The sequence below is a fragment of the Pseudoalteromonas sp. PPB1 genome (assembly GCF_015356275.1).
Taxonomy (GTDB): domain Bacteria; phylum Pseudomonadota; class Gammaproteobacteria; order Enterobacterales; family Alteromonadaceae; genus Pseudoalteromonas; species Pseudoalteromonas rubra_D.
This window is the reverse complement of the sequence record NZ_JACEQV010000007.1, coordinates 46,550-63,934: the sequence shown is the minus strand read 5'-3', so window position 1 is coordinate 63,934 and position 17,385 is coordinate 46,550. Positions and strand designations below refer to the sequence as shown.

The window sequence follows — 17,385 nt, the reverse complement described above, 5'->3', positions numbered from 1 at the left end:
ATATATATGGCACACAGATGCCATGAATTCTTAGCCTCTTTGTCTTTTTTGGTTTCTATAGTACTGCCCCTGAAACAATTACAGAGTCAGGATTATGAAATTAAAATTACTAACACTTGCAATGCTTTGCGGCAGTGCCGCTTTACTCACTGGTTGTTCTGATAATGACAATGAGGTGCCAATCAAACCGCCGGTTAAAGAGCAGCAAACGGACGATGATAAGCAGCCTGTAGATGACAAGCAGCCAACTGACGACGACAAGCAACCGACAGATGACGATAAACCAACGGACGACGATAAGCCAACAGACGACGATAAGCCAACGGATGACGATAAGCAGCCTGATGAGCCCGTGATTGCTGAAGGTACACTGCTTGAGCTGCGCATCATGGAAACCACTGATCTGCATGCTAACCTAATGAACTTCAACTACTTCTCGAACAAAGCAGATGACAAAGTCGGTCTGGTCAAAACCGCAACTCTGATCCGCCAGGCGCGTGAGGCAGTTAAGAATTCTGTATTAGTTGACAATGGTGACCTGATCCAGGGCAGCCCGCTTGGCGACTATATGGCAAAAGTCAAAGGCCTTGAAGAAGGTGATGTACATCCCATTTATGAGGCGATGAACACGCTGGATTACGATGTAGCGAATATCGGTAACCATGAGTTTAACTTTGGTCTGGAGTTTTTGGACGAGGCCATCGACGACGCCAAGTTCCCGTATATCTCTGCCAACGTATTTAAGGATGACGGTGACGATGACCCAAGCAATGACGTACCACTTTTCACTCCATATCTGATCAAAGAGAAGCAAGTCATTGATAAAAATGGTGACACACAAACCCTGAAAATCGGTTACATCGGTTTTGTTCCACCTCAGATCATGCAGTGGGACAAAGCAAACCTGGAAGGTCAGGTTATTGCCAAAGACATCGTCGATATGGCCAATCACTATGTGCCTAAGATGAAAGAAGAAGGCGCGGACATCATCATTGCTATTCCTCACTCTGGACTGGAAACGGCTGAAAAGAAACCTCTGGCTGAGAATGCCAGCTACTACCTGTCAAAAGTCGACGGCATTGACGCCATCATGTTTGGCCATGCCCATGCTAATTTCCCGGGTTCGCGCTATGCAGGCCTTGAAGAACATGGTGTCGACAATGAGAAGGGCACCATCAATGGCGTAGCTGCCGTGATGCCTGGTTTTTGGGGTAATAACCTAGGTATCATAGACATGACGTTAGAATACGGTGCAGATGGGTGGCAGGTAAAAGACTCTCAGTCTACGCTGCAACCGATTTCTATCACCAACCCAGATCGCACCGTCACGTCTTTAGCAGTTAACGATGCTCAGGTCGAAAACGCGTCAATGACCGCACATGAAGAAACCAAAACCTGGGTAAACGAGCCGTTTGCTAAGATTGCTGATGAGGTCAACAGCTATTTCGCACTCGTTAACGACGATCCGTCAATTCAAATCGTTACCGATGCTCAGCTTTGGTATACGCAAACAATTGTCAAAGGGACTGAACTAGACGGTCTACCTGTATTATCTGCAGGCGCGCCGTTCAGAGCAGGACGTGGTGGCCCAGACGACTTTACAGCGGTCGATAAAGGAGACATTGCTTATCGCAACGTAGCCGACCTGTATATTTACCCAAATGTACTGAAAGTCCTTAAACTCAATGGTGCTGAAGTTAAGCAATGGCTGGAAATGTCTGCGGGTCAGTTTAACCAAATCATGCCAAACAGTGAAGATGTTCAGGTTCTGGTTAATACCGACTTCCCTTCTTATAACTTTGATGTGCTGGATGGTGTGAGCTATCAAATTGATGTGACCGAGCCTGCTCGATACGACACCAAAGGCAATAAAGTCTCTGATGGTAACCGCATTAAAGCCCTCACCTACCAGGGCGAATTGGTAACGGATGAACAGGTGTTCCTGGTTGCAACGAATAACTATCGTGCATCAGGTGGCGGTAACTTCCCGGGGATCTCAGGTGAGAAAATTGTGGTTGATTCTCCCAACGAAAACCGTCAGGTCGTCGCCGACTACATTGCACTTCAGTCAAACAAGAATCCTGAAACCGGCATGGATCCAAGCGCGGATGGTAACTGGTCATTCGCACCGGTAGAGGGCGCAAACGTGGTATTTTACAGCTCTCCGTCCGATAAAGCTGCCGCATTCAGTGCGCGCTTTGCCCATATCACACCTTTGAACAAAACCACTGATGATGGTTTTGCAATCTATCAAATCGACCTGACTCAGTCTGCTAACTGAACTTCAGAGCGATAAACAAATTAAAAGCCACGCATTTGCGTGGCTTTTATATCGCGCCGTAATCACAGGCAGTATGCGGCAATTTCATATCAACTTGCTGAACTGAACGCGCAATTTTGAGGCCAAAGGATTGTGTGCTTGCCAGGGAAGCTTGGCTATTCAGCGAGCTTAACTTAGTTCGCAATCGGTTTACGCACTGAGTTAATGCGCTCATTTAGCAAAGGTAGTCAGGCAGGTTGATATTCACAACGGGAATTGATAATGAAACTATCTAAACTCACAGTTTTAGGCCTTGGTGTAACGCTTGCGCTTAGCGCAACCGCTTTGCAAGCTGCAACACCGTATAACTGGAATAATACCGCACCGGTCAAAGTACCGAGTGCACAACAAAACAATGGCAAAACCGTTCTGTTCGACGTCTCGCACGGTGGCGTTGAAGGTAATGCCGACTGGGTTATCGACGGCGCATTTTCAGACTTCGCCGACGCCCTGGTCGCTGAAGGTTACCGCGTTGAGGAATATCGCGGCGTCGATTTGAATAACGATGGTAAAATTCGCTTTTTTGATGATCGCAGCTTCTCAACTCAGGCAAACGAAGCCATCATTACTTATGACGCCATCAAACATGCTGACGTGTTTGTCCTGGCAGAAACTAACCGTCCATTTACCCTGGCAGAGCAACAGGCGCTCGAAACCTTCGTAGCCGCGGGTAAAGGTATTTTCTTTATCGCCGACCATTATGATGCGGATCGCAACCTCAATACCTGGGATGCAACTGAAGTCTTCAACGGTTACAACCGCTCTGATCTGAGCAAGTACAATATGGGTGGCGTTTATGGTGACTGGCGTAACCCAAAAAGCGCGCAACAAGGCTGGTTAGTAGAAAACTTCGGAATTCGTTTTCGCTTTAACGGTGTTGACTACAAACAAGGCGTGAGCGGTGTTGAACCAGCTTATCAGACCGAAGGTCTGACACAAGGTGTCGCGCCTATCCTAATGGCTGCTGGTGCAACCCTGGCTATCGTCGACGGCCAAAAAGCCAAAGGACTGGTTTACTTTGCTGAAACCGATAATCCAACTAAGTGGCGACATGCGAAAGACTCAGGTTTGTATTTTGGCGGAGAAGCTGAAGGCCCTTATGTAGCAATCGCTAAATCAGGCGCTGGTAAAGCAGCCTTCATTGGTGACTCTTCACCAATTGAAGATGCAACACCTAAGTATCGTCGTCAGGACAGTGGCAACACTAAGAAGACTTATCCAGGCTGGACAGATCCGGGCCACGCATCCGTACTGTCAATTAACATCGTCAACTGGCTGGCTACGCCAGAGAGTTATACCCATTTTGATGGTGCCAATGGCCGCACACCAGGTCGCGTAACACCAGTGCCGATGACCTCAGAGGAGATGTTCGATCCTAACAATGGCCAGCCCTGGAGCAACCCAAGCAATGGCTTCAACCCATGGGATACTGATACCTATAAAGACAACTCTTTCAATGCACCTTATGGCCAGGGCCAGGTAGACCCAGATCCTGATCCGGATCCTGATCCGACACCTGGTACTGCGGTCTCCGTTGCTGACGCTTTGGCAGCGACAACCGGTACTGAGTTAGTTGTTCAAGGTAAAGTGACTGACGCCGTCAATGGTATCTATGGCCTGTTACTGACTGACTTAAATAACCCGGCTGTCAGCATTAATGTCAAATTAGAGTCTAATCAACGTGCCGACTTCAACCCGCAATTGAACCCTGAAATTCTGGGTAAAACCTTGTTGGTAACCGGTAAGCGTAACAGCTACATGGGTGAACCAGGGATCCGTTACGTCACGGATTTGGTTATCGCACCAAGCGCACTGTCCGTCTCTCAGGCGCTGGCCACCGCACAGGGTGAAACCATCACGTTAACCGGTAAGGTCAAAGCACCGCTGAACAGCATCTATGCTCTGGTCCTGTCAGACTTATCTGACGACAGCACCACCATCAACATCAAGCTTGAGTCAAGCCAACGCGCCGAATTCAGCCCGCAGCTGAACCCGAGCATTCTGGATGAGACTTTAGTGATCACCGGTAAGCGCGACTCGTACATGAGCCAGCCGGGGATCCGTAACGTCTCTGAAATTGCCAAGGCGTCGTCGACTTCACCAGATCCGGATCCAAATCTGGATATGACCGTCAGCGAAGTACTGGCAAAAAGCAATGGCACACCCGTTGTTGTGGCCGGTACCATAACTTCTGCCATCAACAACATTTATGCCCTGGAACTGAGCGATCCAAACGCGCCAGGTAACAAGCTGTATATCAAGTTGGAATCATCACAGCGCGCGACATACAGCCCTCAGCTAAACCCTTCTCTATTGGGTAAAAAGCTGCGTGTAACCGGTGTTAAAAATGACTATATGAGCCAGCCGGGTGTACGTAACGTCACCGCACTGACTCTACTAGACTAAACCAACGGGTTTGAAGTCAGGCGACGCATTGCGCGTCGCCTTTTTCATTAGTCTTCTGCTGCAAGTGATTGAATGTCCTCAATCAGCTCTTCTAACTCTGATATTAAACGTTTTTTCTGTTTATCACTGAAACTTTGATACACATCCAGTAAATACTGATGGTTGGCTTTGCTATTTTGCTCATTGGCCAGGTTGAGCTGCTCAGAGCGGAATACCTCAGGTGCCATCAGCAACTCGGACAACCTCGCCTTAAATGCATCTCCACGCTCAGGCTGAGCAAACAAGGCTCTGAGCTCCGCCTGATAATGCGCACGATAGTCTGACCATAAATCTGAGGTACTGACCAGTTGCCCATATAACTGCTCAATACGACTTTCCTGCTCAGCAGACAATCTGCCTATCCAGCGCTTAAGGTTCTTATTGCGCTCTTTTAGCCAACGCTTGTACTTTTTCTGCTCAGAACGCTTTGCCCTTTCCTCTGCCCGCTCAGCTTCTCCTTCAGCAATTTCATCAAATAATTCACTGGCCTGTGCTTCACTGAGCATCGGGGCCATTTCGACCAGATCTGGCACCACTTTGTTGCGCAGGCGATGCCAATGCTCAAGCATCTGTGTGCGGTGGTAGCCAATGCGCTCCAACGTAATTTTGTCATTTTCTATATCTGATTTCAGCATAGTGAGCTGCTCGGCATACCGTGTCAGCTCTTGTGACTTATGCCAGTCCAGCCAGACAAGCAAACGCTCGTCAAACTGTGCTTCCTGTTCATCGGTAAGCGAAATGTAGTCATCAAGATACCAATAGCTCAGCCAGTCGGCATTTTTATAGATAAATTTAGTTGAACAGCCGGTCATCGTCAGCAATGCCAGCACCAGAAAGAACTTTCTCATCGTCGTATCCATAGTCCGTGTTATTAGTCTCTTTAGTTAATACGGAATTCGACAAAAAGTGGACTAAAAAAGTGTCTGTAAATATTTCGTTCGTTACAAACTCCGTCCAACCTCAAAATCTAATAATAAGCCGATTATCGCAAAATCTGAGCCCTGCCTCGCACGATAGCTTACCTGCATACTGATACCCAGAAGACAATACACGAGGAACACTTATGAGCCACTGGAATGATGAAGATGCCATCAGCTACGACAACAAATGGGGGGAACTGGCGTTCCACCAGCAGATCCCTGAACTTGCAGGCGTACAATCTAATTTCAATATTATCGAACTGGGTTGCGGTGGCGGGTATCTGAGCTTATGCCTGGCACAGGCTGCTGTAAACGTACGTGTAACAGCTTTGGATCCAACCCCTAAAATGATTGCTTTGGCGCAGGCGCGGCAACGCAAAACAAACCTTTCACACGCTCAATTACAGTTTTTTGAAGCCGGTGCAGAGGCACTGGATGTCAGTGCAGACACTCAGGACCTAGTGATCGCTGCATTTTCTGTCCACCACTGGCAAAGCCCGGAGCAAGCTATGGCACTGATTTACGGCGCACTTAAGCCCGGCGGTAAGATCTGGTTATGCGAGGATCTGAATGCACCTACCGAAGGAAATACAGAGGTGCACACTGAATTGAAGACACTTAACGGCGTTAAAGGACTGCTGCAACACACTGGTTTTACCCAGCTATCACATAAAGTCCATCGCAGTCATGAAGGTGAATTTCTGATAATTGAAGCACTTAAGCCGTCATAAAACAGCTAAACAAAGCGCCCGGCTTTATGTCCGGGCGACTATCATTACATCAGTACCAGAGAAAAGACACTCAGCCAGATCAATTGAGTCCAGTAGGACAAGCGTTGGTACAAACCCGCACCGTGCTTAACCTGAAATGCCTTGACCAGTTTGGCCGTAAAAAACATCGAAATTAAGACTATCAGGATAGAAAAAACACGAAACCAGGGAGAAACCAGTTCAGAGCTCGGGCTAATAGCCACAAAGACCGGGGCCAGTAATAAGGTTAACATTACGACCGAGCCGGCAGTGGAATGGATCAAACAGTGGCGGCTGGGGGTTGGTGTATAAGGGTCTTTATCCATTGGAAAATAACCCGCAATCCAGGTACCAATGCCATGAAAAACAATCAGCATCCCGGTAATGTAAAACGCGATACTGACCTCAGGTAACTGTGTGACATGCCAGCCAAAAATCACAAACATCACACTCAATGGGTAATTATTAATCCAGGGCGATAGCTTTTGAGTTGGGCTTCCGGCGGCCCCCAGTTCACTACAAAATTGATTAAAATGATCATAGTTTGGATAAAATCGACCCGCTATATAAACACCGCATGTTATCCACACGGTTGCGACCAGGCCTAATAACGCTGCAAAATATTCAAACATCTGCTTGCTCCTTGTTTCAGGTAAAGCTGTAGATGACGGTTAAACGCTTTTTTTATTGTTCTGCACCAATATAAAAAACAACTTGTATACTAAGTGCTAACACAATGTACCCATTAACGACTCAAATTGCAAAAGAATGGGCTACACCACGCAACCGACGATACCACGTCCAGGGTATAAAAATTCACAAAACAAAATAAAATATTTAAAAACCAGTTAGTTAAAGAAGAACTTTGATCTAAGAGGGTTTTTTAGATAGTGAAAAGTTGGACAAAAACAAAGCAAAACACATATCATTAATTTTGTTCACATTTAATGATCTTAAGTTACAAGGTGAGTCACTATCTGTGGAGGGATCAAAATATTATATGAAGGAAACTAACATGCAAAAACTCATTACGCTGACTGCGATTGCAGCTTGTCTGATCTCGCTTAGCAGCACAGCTCTGGCAAAGGGCAGCAACCCCGGAGATTTCCGTTACTATCACTTTCAGTGCCTGGACAGCAACCAGGTTCAACTTTGGTTCAGGATTTCACAGACTTATAACCCAACATTTGCCACCAGCTGTGAAAACGATGGCGGCAGGCTCAAAGTCACCAAAGTGTTTTGGTAGACAAAACAAAAGGATCCATTAAGTCATAATGGCCATGCCAATGGCCACTTCCAGCATTCTGAAGAACATATCGGCATTAAACTGATCTCACTTTTTCTTGCATTCACGAAAAAGTGCCAATACACTGTGCCCGTTCGAAAGACAAACGAATACTTATTATCCAATTTATATCAATCAACCGCAGAGGAGAAAAAATATGACTAACACATCACGTTCCTTTGCAGGTCTTGTCCGCTAATTAGCTGAAAGCGACTTAACTCTTGTTAGCTTTCTGACAAAGCTATTACCCGGTCTCGCCATTGTGAACAGGCGAGTAAATAGATCTGCCAATTCGTTTTACACTAAAAATTATAGTGCTCTTTTATGAGCAAGGAATTGGTATTATGGGCAGATCCGTCCAACAAATTACACCCAACGTCAGCCTGATCGCGTCTGAAGAGACCTGGATCGAAGGTCTGGCAATTCAACAACTTAAAAAAACATCAGAATTGGCTGGTATGCAACAGGTTGCCGGTATGCCGGACTTACACCCGGGCAGAGGGTACCCGATTGGTGCGGCATTTTTTACCACAGGTCAGATATACCCTGCTCTGGTCGGCAACGACATCGGTTGTGGTATGTCTCTTTGGCAAACATCAATGAAAACATCAAAAGTGCATTTGGATAAGTTAGTCAAAAAATTTATCCATGTCGAATGCCCGCTTGATGAAAGCTGGCACGACTATGTTGCAGAGCGCAAACAAGCAAAGCAAATAGCAAACAACCAGTTTGATCATGCTCTGGGCACAATTGGTGGAGGTAACCACTTCGCTGAGTTTCAGTCTATTGACAAGATCTACGATAAGACAACCATTACTGAATTAGGACTGGACAAGCGCAGCTTGCAACTCTTGGTACATTCAGGCTCACGAGGGCTTGGGCCGATCATGTCTCCAGATTCAACCACGCAGGGCTGACTCATTCAGATAAAGCATTTGAAGCGTACCTGACCAGGCACGATGAAGCTCTGCGCTGGGCTGAACTGAACCGTGAATTAATTGCACTTCGATTTCTCGACGCAATTCGTACCAAAGGCACATGCGTTCTGGATATAAACCACAATCTGATGTCACGCAAAACACTGGCTGGCATTGAAGGCTGGTTACATCGTAAAGGAGCAACCCCAAGTGATCGTGGGTGCGTAATGATCCCAGGTTCGCGCGGCGATTACAGTTACCTGGTTAAACCTAAAAACACTACTGAACCACATCTCAGCTTATGTTCACTGGCACATGGCGCTGGCAGAAAATGGAAACGAGGCGAATGTCAGGGACGCCTGAGTCACAAATACAAGCGCGATGATTTATATCGCACAGAGCTGGGCAGCCGAGTGATCTGTGGTAACAAAGAGCTACTTTATGATGAAGCGCCACAAGCGTACAAAAAGTGTGAAACCGTAATTGCTGATATGGAGGACGCAGGTCTCATTGACGTTGTTGCCCGCTTTAAACCGGTATTGACCTTTAAAACCAATGGAGACTGTAGCGGATGATTTTATTGCAACTTTCTTCAGGACAAGGCCCGGCTGAATGCTGTCGGGCTGTGGCCCTGGCAGTAAGTCATATCACGCGACAATGCCATAAAGCGGGTGTCGGGCTAACTGTGATTGAAACGACCTTCTCCGACAACAAGGAGGGATACAAATCCATTTTACTCAGATTATATTCTGCAGATGATGATGCCATGGCTACGCAACTTGCACACCAGTGGCAAGGCTCAATGCTGTGGGTATGCCAGAGTCCCTACCGGCCACGACATAAGCGCAAAAACTGGTTTTTTAGCGGCGCGGTTACAGAAGTAGATGAACATACAATGAGTAAAGAAATCACCTTTCAGCGCTGCCGGGCTTCGGGTGCAGGTGGCCAGCATGTTAACACCACAGATTCTGCTGTCAGGGCAACGCATACCCAGACAGGGATCTGCGTAAGAGCAGAAAGTGAGCGCAGTCAGCACACCAATAAACGCATAGCCATCGCCCTCATATTCAACAAACTGGAGGCGATGAAATCCCAGCAGCTAAATGCTCAGAACAAAACACGCTGGCAACAACATCAGACACTTGAACGAGGCGCGCCAAAGCGTACCTTTACAGGTTAACAATTTAAGGAAAAGCGATGACCAAATGTCGCCTGGGATGCAACTCACACCCAAAAGGATTTAGAGAAATCACCCGTCAACTCGGATCGCAATACGGTGCTCTAATCACACTCGTTGCATTTCAGCAAACAGAAGCCAACAACAAAAACAGCCGCCATTCCGTGCCAAGTGATGTGCTTAAATCGCAAGTCGACAGACTTCAGTGGCCAGCCAGATCTGGAGGGCACTGCATGTTGGTCATTGGAAATCAGGGGGTCGAGCTAAGCAGAACCGGGCGCTTTTAAACTTAAGCGCTAAGCCTCATTGCCAGAAACGGTGACTCAGCAAACTATCCTACCCTATCACTTAGTCTCGCAATTAAATTCAACAAGCGTGTTGATTAACAAACACCAACACGCTTGTTGAAATCACATGTCGAATTCAAGCCGGTCTGTCATAGCCAGCAATAATCGTCGTATGCGCAACTGATGCGTCGAAGTACCGTGCTTTGACTTGTAAATAATCCTCATCAGAAAAAAAACGCTCGGACGCCTCTTTACTTGGAAAGTGAATAGTGAAAACCCGGTTAATCGGTTCATTGGTCTCGGATCTGAGGACTTCACTGACAACTAAATCGTATCCAAACCCGCCATGATATAGACTTAAAATAGGCTTCATCGCTGCACGGTACTGCGCATATACCGCATTATCCGATACGGCTAACCCGACTAAATATTCATACACCTCTATCTTTCCTTTCCGATCCAGGAGAATTAATTGTTTCCAATTGCTCAGCAGTTCACTTCACTGCTACCTAAGCCAAACCCAAGTGACGACATATTAATGAAACTGCTATCGATTAAGCGCCCTGACCAAGAGGCCTTCGCTTGGCACCTTTTAAATTTAATGTGCAGACCAGTTGAGTAAAGTCGGACGGTCGCCACTACAAGTTTCATCCGTGATACGCATAGACACTGATTTATTAGCCATCCATATAGCCAGGAGTGCCGAATACTGTGTTGCCCCAGGCTCTTTCGAAGTGTCAATCGCAACAACATTTCCCGGGTGTCCACATCCTTTGGAAGTATGAGATTTATCTATACTGATCGTAAATTGATTGCCATAGAACTCGATAATTTGAATCTTCGCACCACTCACCTGGCTTATTCCTGCTTGAGAAAACATTGAAGCCATGGCCAGAGCGCTCATCAGGAGATATTTTTTCATGATCTTTCTCTAAAGTTATATCGATTTATAAAATTTCAGACAGTTGTAAGCCTCTCACACAGGCCGAACGTATATTCCTACAAAGTACAATTGCCTACAACCCGAATAAGCACGACCTATATCAGCACAATTTTCACACGAAAATCTGAAATGGGCCAATATATAACGCTAACCTGCTTAAAGGATCACAGCACCCAAGCTTACCAAGATTTCAGCCTATTCGACTTCCCTCTTAGTGCGCTTTGTCTTTACCAAATAGGCAACACTCAATCCACTGATAAAACCAAAAATATGGCTTGAACTGCTCGTTTGTGCAGAAAAATCAAACAGGGTCGCTAAAAAGCTGATGTTGGCGTAATAAGTGAGTATCAATAAAGCGATAAAGCTCACAATACCCAGCACGTTGCGATTAAATACAGCTGCGCCAAGTAATAGACCAAAATAGCCCATAACCACGCCCGATGCACCAATATGATTACCCGAGCCTGCGAAAAGCCAGACGAGCAACCCTGTCGTAACAACAATAAACAAGGTTGCCCTTTTAAAGTTAGGCAACCTGGCAGCCAGATATCCGCTGATGGATAAGCCTACCAGATTGCTCGCCAAATGGCCCCAACTACCATGGATAAAAGGCGCAGTAAACACGCCGCCCAAATGATTTACACTCAGTGGGATCACACCAAAACGCGCGACAGGTAACCCAAAGACACTGCCTAACAAGTGTACTACAATCATAAAAACCATCGCGTAAACGACCCAAATAAAATTGGGCGGTAAAACCAATGCACGCTTACTCATTTTTACCCTTATTATTTTGGTATCAAGATTTGCTAAATCTGAGGCAAAAAAATAGCGCCATCAGGCGCTATTTTTCTTTTACTTTCAATTAGAAAGGCATTTTGAACCCCGGAGGCATCTGCATGCCGCCGGTGACTTCTGACATGCGCTTCTGCGACTCTTCGCCTACGCGGCGTACAGCGTCATTTACCGCAGCTGCAAGCAGGTCTTCGATCATGTCTTTGTCATCTTCCATTAGGCTTTCGTCGATCTCTACACGGCGCACATTGTGGCTGCCGAGCATAGTGACTTTAACCAGGCCTGCACCTGCTTCACCAACCACTTCAAGGTTTTTAATCTCTTCCTGGGCTTTTTCCATGCGCTCTTGCATTTGCTGCGCCTGCTTCATGATATTGCCCATTCCACCTTTAAACATACTCTGCTCTCTTACACTTCAAAAATTAAAATTCTATGGGATACAAGATAAGGGCTTACTCGCGCAATTACAATGCCCTTACCGACTTTTCATCGACCGAGGCCTCAAACTCACGGGCAAAGGCCTGGATCACGGGATCGTGATTAACCGCATCGACCGCCTGAAGATATCTCTGCTGATCAATATCCTGCTGGATCAAAAACGGGGTGTCAGTTACCACGTCAACAAATTCGATATTCAACTCGACCGGTGTATTTAGTCGCTCAGTCAGACTTTCATGCAGTTTTTCTCTGAGCATGCTGGAGTCCAGATGCTGCTGGCTTTGCTCAACTTGCAATGTACAGTGCTGATCCCGACGATGAAACATAGCATGCAGCGCAAATTGCCTTACCCGGCCGCCGAGCTGCATTTGTTCAATCATCTGGGCCCAGTCATCTTTTTGATGGGCGAATTTAATATCGCTGATCGGGCTGACAAAATTTTCAGGTGCTGGTATGTCCAGCGCACTTTCCTGTGATTCCTGCTCGTCTGGAGCCTGTGGTGCTAATTGCTCAAGCAACTCAGGTGCCAGCTTACTCTCGTCCTTCTTAAAGCGCTCAGCCATATCTGGCTTCTTCGCTTTACGAACCGGGGCAACAGGCTGAAAACTTTGCTGCGGCTGCGCTTGCTGAGACACCTGCTCTCGCATCTGGGTTTCTGCAGGCCCACTTTGCATAGGCTCTGCTGACGTTGGCGGGAAGTGTCTGCCTGATGCAACAGCGCCGGACTCAGGTCCAGCTCCCTGCTGTGGCTCAGACTTTTTTCCTTCGTCCTCTCCTCCCAACAACTTACCCGCACCGGAAATTTGCCGGTTTTGTAATATCCGGGCAATCGCCGACTGCGCCTGTTGCTGCTTTTGTGCCAGTTGCTGAACCGGTGTGTGCTCAGGTTGTTGACCCTGCTCCGGTTGCTGATGCGCAGGCATTGGCTGAGACTGAGGCTCGCTCTGGTACTGCTCATACCCCTGAGATTCGGCCTGAGCCATAATGTCCTGGTATTGTTGCTCAATCGAGGCATCGCCCGGCATCGGCTGAGCTGCAGAAGGCGGAGTCTGTCTCAGGGCAGTACTCTCGTCTTGAATTACTGGTGTTGCTCGCTCTAGCATGGTCTGCGATGCCGGCACTTGATGGGCTGGAACATCCGTTTGGTGAACAGCTACCGGCGCATCATTTTGTTGCCCCTGTAGAGGCGGCGCACTCTGATGTGTCTTCGTTGCGCCTGGCTGTGCAGCCACTTCCATATTCTTTTGCGGTGCAGGTTGCGGATCTGGCGTTACCACCGGACTTTGCGTTGTTGCACTATGATGTTCAGGGGCAGATACAGAGGTTTGAGCCTGTGGGCCACGTGGCTTTGCACTCAGCATGTCTCTGAGCTTGCCAACCTTTCCCGGATCCTTTGCCGCTGCGGCTGGCACTGAGCCAGTCGGCTGGCTAAAGTCAGCCTGTTCAAATGCCAGCAACCTCAGCATGATCATTTCGAAGCCCAGCTTAGGCTCAGGTGCCCAGCTCAGATCTTTTTTCCCGGCCAACAATAACTGATACATAAACTGCGTGTTTTGCGGCGTTAACTGCTGTGCCAATGTCTTCACCTGCTCAGCCTCAAACTGACCAAAATTGGCCGCCTGAGGTACCAACTGAGTTAACTGAACCAGATGCAGTAAACTAATTAAATCGTCCAGCACGCTGGTGAAATTACCATTTTTCAGGGCAATGTCGGCAACTTCTGCCAACAAGGCTTCTCCGTCTTGTGACAATACAGCAGCCATCAGCAACACGGCATGACTGCTGTCCATCAGGCCAAGCATTTGCTGTACTGCTGGTAAAGTCAGCTCGCCATTGGTTTGCGCAATCGCCTGATCGGTCAGGCTGAGTGCATCACGCATACTACCGTCTGCGGCTTTAGCCAGGACTTCTAACGCGGGCTCTTCAAAATTGACAGATTCCTGAGGCAGAATTTGCGACAATTGCGTTACTATCTGGCTCTGTGCCATAGCATTGAGGTTAAACTGCAAACAGCGCGATAAGATGGTGATCGGTAATTTTTGCGGATCTGTCGTCGCCAGCAGAAACTTAACATGCTCAGGTGGCTCTTCCAGGGTTTTCAGCAAAGCATTAAAACTGTGCTTGGACAACATGTGCACTTCATCGATCAGATACACTTTGTAGCGACCCCGAGTCGGTGCATATTGTACGTTGTCCAGAATTTCTCTCGTGTCTTCAACTTTTGTGCGCGATGCGGCATCTATCTCGATAAGGTCAATGAACTTACCGGCTTCTATCTCTTCACACGCACTACATTGACCACACGGTGTGGAAGTGATCCCCACCTCACAATTCAGGCTCTTGGCGAAGATCCTGGCAATGGTCGTTTTACCCACTCCACGAGTACCTGTGAACAGATAGGCATGATGCAAACGTTGCTCATTCAATGCATTAATGAGCGCCTGTTTAACATGCTCCTGCCCCATCATCTCGTGGAACGACTGTGGACGCCATTTACGCGCCAGAACCTGATAACTCATCGTGCGTTACTCGCCGTCAAACTCGACCAGTTTAAGCACTTTAATGCCCATGTCTGCAACGCGCTTCTCACCGCCCAGTTCTGGCAATGAAATTACAAAGGCGGCGTCTGTCGCTTTACCACCAAGACGCTCAACCAGTTTAGCGGTCGCTTCAATGGTACCACCGGTTGCCAGTAAATCATCAACCAATAGAACTTTATCGCCCTGTTCGACAGCATCAGTATGCAGCTCTAATACATCTTCACCATACTCAAGCTGATAAGATTGGCTAATCACTTCGCGCGGTAACTTGCCAGGCTTACGTACCGGAATAAAAGGCAAACCCAATTCATAAGCCAACGGCGCACCAAAGATAAAGCCACGAGACTCAGTACCAATAATCTTGGTAAAGCCCTGATCTTTGTATGCTTCAACCAGGCAATCCATCGTTGCTTTGAATGCTGCCGGGTTAGCCAACAAGGTCGTCACATCACGGAACATGATCCCTTCTTTCGGGTAGTTAGGAACCGTTGCGATGCTGTCTTTAATCAGTGACAAATTTGCTTGTGTCATAATCGAATGCTTAATAAGTTTTAATATCAAAGAGCTCGATTATAACAAGAAAGCAATGACATGAAATGCCAGGAGGCAGGATTTTGCGATAATTTCGCAATGTTCGGATAGAAAAAAACCACCCAATCGACAGGTGGCTTTTTAACTCTAGGTTCTATGTAGCGATTAAGCGCTCAGTGCAGTCGCCCAGCCTAGAATTGCATTCAGGCAACCAATGCCAGCAAATACAGCGATAAAAGCCAGGAAATACTTCGCGTTGAACGGATCTTTGAAATCACCTTTAGACATATTACACCTTTATTTATTAAGCGCTGGGTGAGCAAGCAGCCTGAAGAGGGCAAAACTGCCCGGGATCAGCCGCCTGTCCTGCACTCAGCATAAGCACGACAAAACGGCGCCCATAATAATCGAACTTAACAAACTGATAAAGGGGAATTATGCTTTTTTATCGACCAATATACCAAGGCGAACAAACTGACTGAGCGTCTGGATCGCACCATTGATCAGGGTCTCTTTGTCAAATTGGCTAAATTGCTCGGCCAGATGTGCGGCCAACGCGCCTATGGTTATCCCGGGGTTGACAACAATGTTTTGGATCAACAATGCCGTCATTGGATTAGTTTCGATAAATTGTACGTCAAATGCCCTATCGCGATAAACGATAAAGCAATGAGGGCCTGAGGTACTTTGAGGCTGATAGTCACAAGTTATCTGATGCACCGGATACTGATAACTTACACTCCGTGCAGCCTGCGCCAGATGAAGCCCCGATTGTTCAGACAAAGGCAGCGGTATTGGCAACTCCGCTTCGGCTTCCTGTACAATAGCCACTTCCAACTCAGTCCACTCATAATGGGCCAGTTCGAGCATAAAAGGCGGATCTGCAGGTGTGGGTGTATACTCCTCTTGCAGAAAGCCCAAAAACTCCCGACTGATCTCCAAAAAGTAGGGAGACAGGCAGTCATGCTGACTAAAAAACGCCCGCACCAGAGTTAACCAAGTTTGTTCATCATATAGGCTTTTCAGCACCGGAAATGTGGAGGCGACAAACCCTTCAATATTATTAAAAAATAGCTCGCGATAAACTTGCATCCGCCTGTCTTCAATACCCTTCGGCGCGGGATATTTGATCGGATTTTTAATGTGGGCCATAAAATCGGCCTGGATTTGCTGAAATGACATCAAGCGATCCCTCTTTGTGATTTATCCAGACGCTGTACAGCATGGATCTGATCCACCTCATCCAATAACTGAGGCATCGGCGGAATGTTGAAGTCTCGTTCAAGCAAAGTCGGAAACACACCATGTATGCGATACGCCTCCTGCAACAGCTGCCAGACAGGGTCGCACACTGCATCGCCATGCGTATCGACCAGCAGGTCTTCAGCCTCGACATAATGACCAGCTATGTGGCCATATGCAATGCGCTCACTGGGCATTGCCGCAAGAAACGCGTTGGCATCATAACCATGATTAATTGAGTTGACGTAAATATTGTTCACATCCAGCAGCAAATCACAATCGGCCTCTTCCAATACCGCCAGGGTAAAGTCCAGCTCCGATAATTGCTGACCAGGCGCAGCGTAATAGGAAACGTTTTCTACCGCGATGCGACGCTCCAGGCGTGCTTGTACTTCCCGGATCCTTGCTGCGGTATGCATTACAGCTTCTTCAGTGAAAGGGATCGGCATCAAATCGTACATGTGCCCGTCCCCTGAACAATAGCTCAAGTGTTCGCTATAGCACCGTATGTTATGCTGGCTAAAAAAGGTTTTCAGATTACTGACAAACTCGGTATCAAGCGGTGCTGGTGATCCGAGTGATAATGACAAACCATGACAGACAAATGGGTGCCGGGCCGTTAACTCTGAAAACTGAGCAGCGTATTTGCCACCGAGCGTCATCCAGTTTTCGGGGGCGACTTCGTAATAGTCTACCTGCTGAGGCGGTGCAGCCAGAATGTCATCCAGCATTTCACGCCTCAGGCCCATGCCAACCATACCAAACGGTTTATTCATTATCACTCCTTAGCCTAATC

The 17,385-nt window shown here is 47.3% G+C and carries 19 protein-coding genes; 8 read left to right on the top strand and 11 right to left on the bottom strand.

Annotation, left to right across the window (positions count from 1 at the left end; translation table 11 throughout):
• Positions 1–94 precede the first annotated feature (94 nt).
• Positions 95–2,281, top strand: coding sequence for a bifunctional 2',3'-cyclic-nucleotide 2'-phosphodiesterase/3'-nucleotidase (locus IY568_RS09015; protein WP_194867369.1), 2,187 nt, complete (start codon positions 95–97; stop codon positions 2,279–2,281).
• A 261-nt stretch (positions 2,282–2,542) separates the two neighbouring features.
• Positions 2,543–4,726, top strand: coding sequence for a DUF6359 domain-containing protein (locus tag IY568_RS09010; protein WP_194867368.1), 2,184 nt, complete (start codon positions 2,543–2,545; stop codon positions 4,724–4,726).
• A gap of 47 nt (positions 4,727–4,773) precedes the next feature.
• On the opposite strand, the gene IY568_RS09005 is transcribed toward IY568_RS09010, so the two are convergent.
• The gene (locus IY568_RS09005; RefSeq protein ID WP_194867367.1) at positions 4,774–5,613 is read right to left on the bottom strand and encodes a DUF6279 family lipoprotein; all 840 of its coding nucleotides are present in this window, start codon (positions 5,611–5,613) and stop codon (positions 4,774–4,776) included.
• Positions 5,614–5,828: 215 nt separating this feature from the next.
• Here IY568_RS09005 and IY568_RS09000 point away from each other — a divergent pair, with 215 nt between their 5' ends.
• On the top strand, positions 5,829–6,416 hold the full coding sequence (locus IY568_RS09000) for a class I SAM-dependent methyltransferase (RefSeq protein ID WP_194867366.1): 588 nt from the start codon (positions 5,829–5,831) through the stop codon (positions 6,414–6,416).
• A gap of 44 nt (positions 6,417–6,460) precedes the next feature.
• Here IY568_RS09000 and IY568_RS08995 read toward each other — a convergent pair whose 3' ends face one another.
• Positions 6,461–7,066, bottom strand: coding sequence for a DUF998 domain-containing protein (locus IY568_RS08995; RefSeq protein ID WP_125561607.1), 606 nt, complete (start codon positions 7,064–7,066; stop codon positions 6,461–6,463).
• Between the two features lie 383 nt (positions 7,067–7,449).
• Between IY568_RS08995 and IY568_RS08990 the strand changes: the two genes are divergently transcribed.
• The 5 genes from IY568_RS08990 to IY568_RS08975 all read left to right on the top strand — a co-directional run bounded on the left by IY568_RS08990 (position 7,450) and on the right by IY568_RS08975 (position 10,100).
• Positions 7,450–7,680, top strand: coding sequence for a hypothetical protein (locus IY568_RS08990; protein WP_138539600.1), 231 nt, complete (start codon positions 7,450–7,452; stop codon positions 7,678–7,680).
• Positions 7,681–8,063: 383 nt separating this feature from the next.
• Positions 8,064–8,636, top strand: coding sequence for an RtcB family protein (locus IY568_RS25125; RefSeq protein ID WP_267251442.1), 573 nt, complete (start codon positions 8,064–8,066; stop codon positions 8,634–8,636).
• Positions 8,540–9,211: an RtcB family protein gene (locus IY568_RS25120; RefSeq protein ID WP_323744740.1), complete on the top strand. Its 672-nt coding sequence runs from the start codon at positions 8,540–8,542 to the stop codon at positions 9,209–9,211. The genes IY568_RS25125 and IY568_RS25120 overlap by 97 nt, the downstream gene beginning before the upstream one ends.
• A complete protein-coding gene (gene prfH, locus IY568_RS08980; RefSeq protein WP_194867365.1) occupies positions 9,208–9,816 on the top strand; it encodes a peptide chain release factor H in 609 nt (202 codons plus the stop codon). Before IY568_RS25120 ends, prfH begins: the two co-directional genes overlap by 4 nt.
• A gap of 17 nt (positions 9,817–9,833) precedes the next feature.
• Entirely contained in the window at positions 9,834–10,100 is a 267-nt protein-coding gene (locus IY568_RS08975) for a hypothetical protein (protein WP_194867364.1), read from the top strand.
• Positions 10,101–10,236: 136 nt separating this feature from the next.
• Here the strand turns inward: IY568_RS08975 and IY568_RS08970 are convergent, their stop codons facing one another.
• The 9 genes from IY568_RS08970 to IY568_RS08935 form a co-directional block, all read right to left on the bottom strand.
• Positions 10,237–10,539: a DUF1330 domain-containing protein gene (locus IY568_RS08970; RefSeq protein WP_125561616.1), complete on the bottom strand. Its 303-nt coding sequence runs from the start codon at positions 10,537–10,539 to the stop codon at positions 10,237–10,239.
• Between the two features lie 159 nt (positions 10,540–10,698).
• Positions 10,699–11,022 carry a hypothetical protein gene (locus IY568_RS08965; RefSeq protein WP_138539604.1) on the bottom strand — a complete coding sequence of 108 codons (324 nt, stop codon included), beginning with the start codon at positions 11,020–11,022 and terminating at the stop codon, positions 10,699–10,701.
• A 216-nt stretch (positions 11,023–11,238) separates the two neighbouring features.
• Positions 11,239–11,757: a rhomboid family intramembrane serine protease gene (locus IY568_RS08960; RefSeq protein ID WP_228553238.1), complete on the bottom strand. Its 519-nt coding sequence runs from the start codon at positions 11,755–11,757 to the stop codon at positions 11,239–11,241.
• A 151-nt stretch (positions 11,758–11,908) separates the two neighbouring features.
• On the bottom strand, positions 11,909–12,235 hold the full coding sequence (locus IY568_RS08955) for a YbaB/EbfC family nucleoid-associated protein (protein ID WP_010381780.1): 327 nt from the start codon (positions 12,233–12,235) through the stop codon (positions 11,909–11,911).
• 67 nt (positions 12,236–12,302) lie between these two features.
• Entirely contained in the window at positions 12,303–14,795 is a 2,493-nt protein-coding gene (gene dnaX / locus IY568_RS08950; RefSeq protein ID WP_194867362.1) for a DNA polymerase III subunit gamma/tau, read from the bottom strand.
• Between the two features lie 6 nt (positions 14,796–14,801).
• Complete coding sequence (apt, locus tag IY568_RS08945) at positions 14,802–15,347, bottom strand: adenine phosphoribosyltransferase (protein ID WP_125561624.1); 546 nt, start codon at positions 15,345–15,347, stop codon at positions 14,802–14,804.
• 165 nt (positions 15,348–15,512) lie between these two features.
• Positions 15,513–15,635 (bottom strand): hypothetical protein, encoded by a 123-nt coding sequence (locus tag IY568_RS25115; protein WP_010381788.1) that lies wholly within the window; start codon positions 15,633–15,635, stop codon positions 15,513–15,515.
• A gap of 147 nt (positions 15,636–15,782) precedes the next feature.
• Positions 15,783–16,529: a DNA-binding domain-containing protein gene (locus IY568_RS08940; RefSeq protein WP_125561626.1), complete on the bottom strand. Its 747-nt coding sequence runs from the start codon at positions 16,527–16,529 to the stop codon at positions 15,783–15,785.
• On the bottom strand, positions 16,529–17,365 hold the full coding sequence (locus IY568_RS08935) for a DUF692 domain-containing protein (RefSeq protein ID WP_194867361.1): 837 nt from the start codon (positions 17,363–17,365) through the stop codon (positions 16,529–16,531). Before IY568_RS08935 ends, IY568_RS08940 begins: the two co-directional genes overlap by 1 nt.
• Between the last annotated feature and the right edge of the window lie 20 nt (positions 17,366–17,385).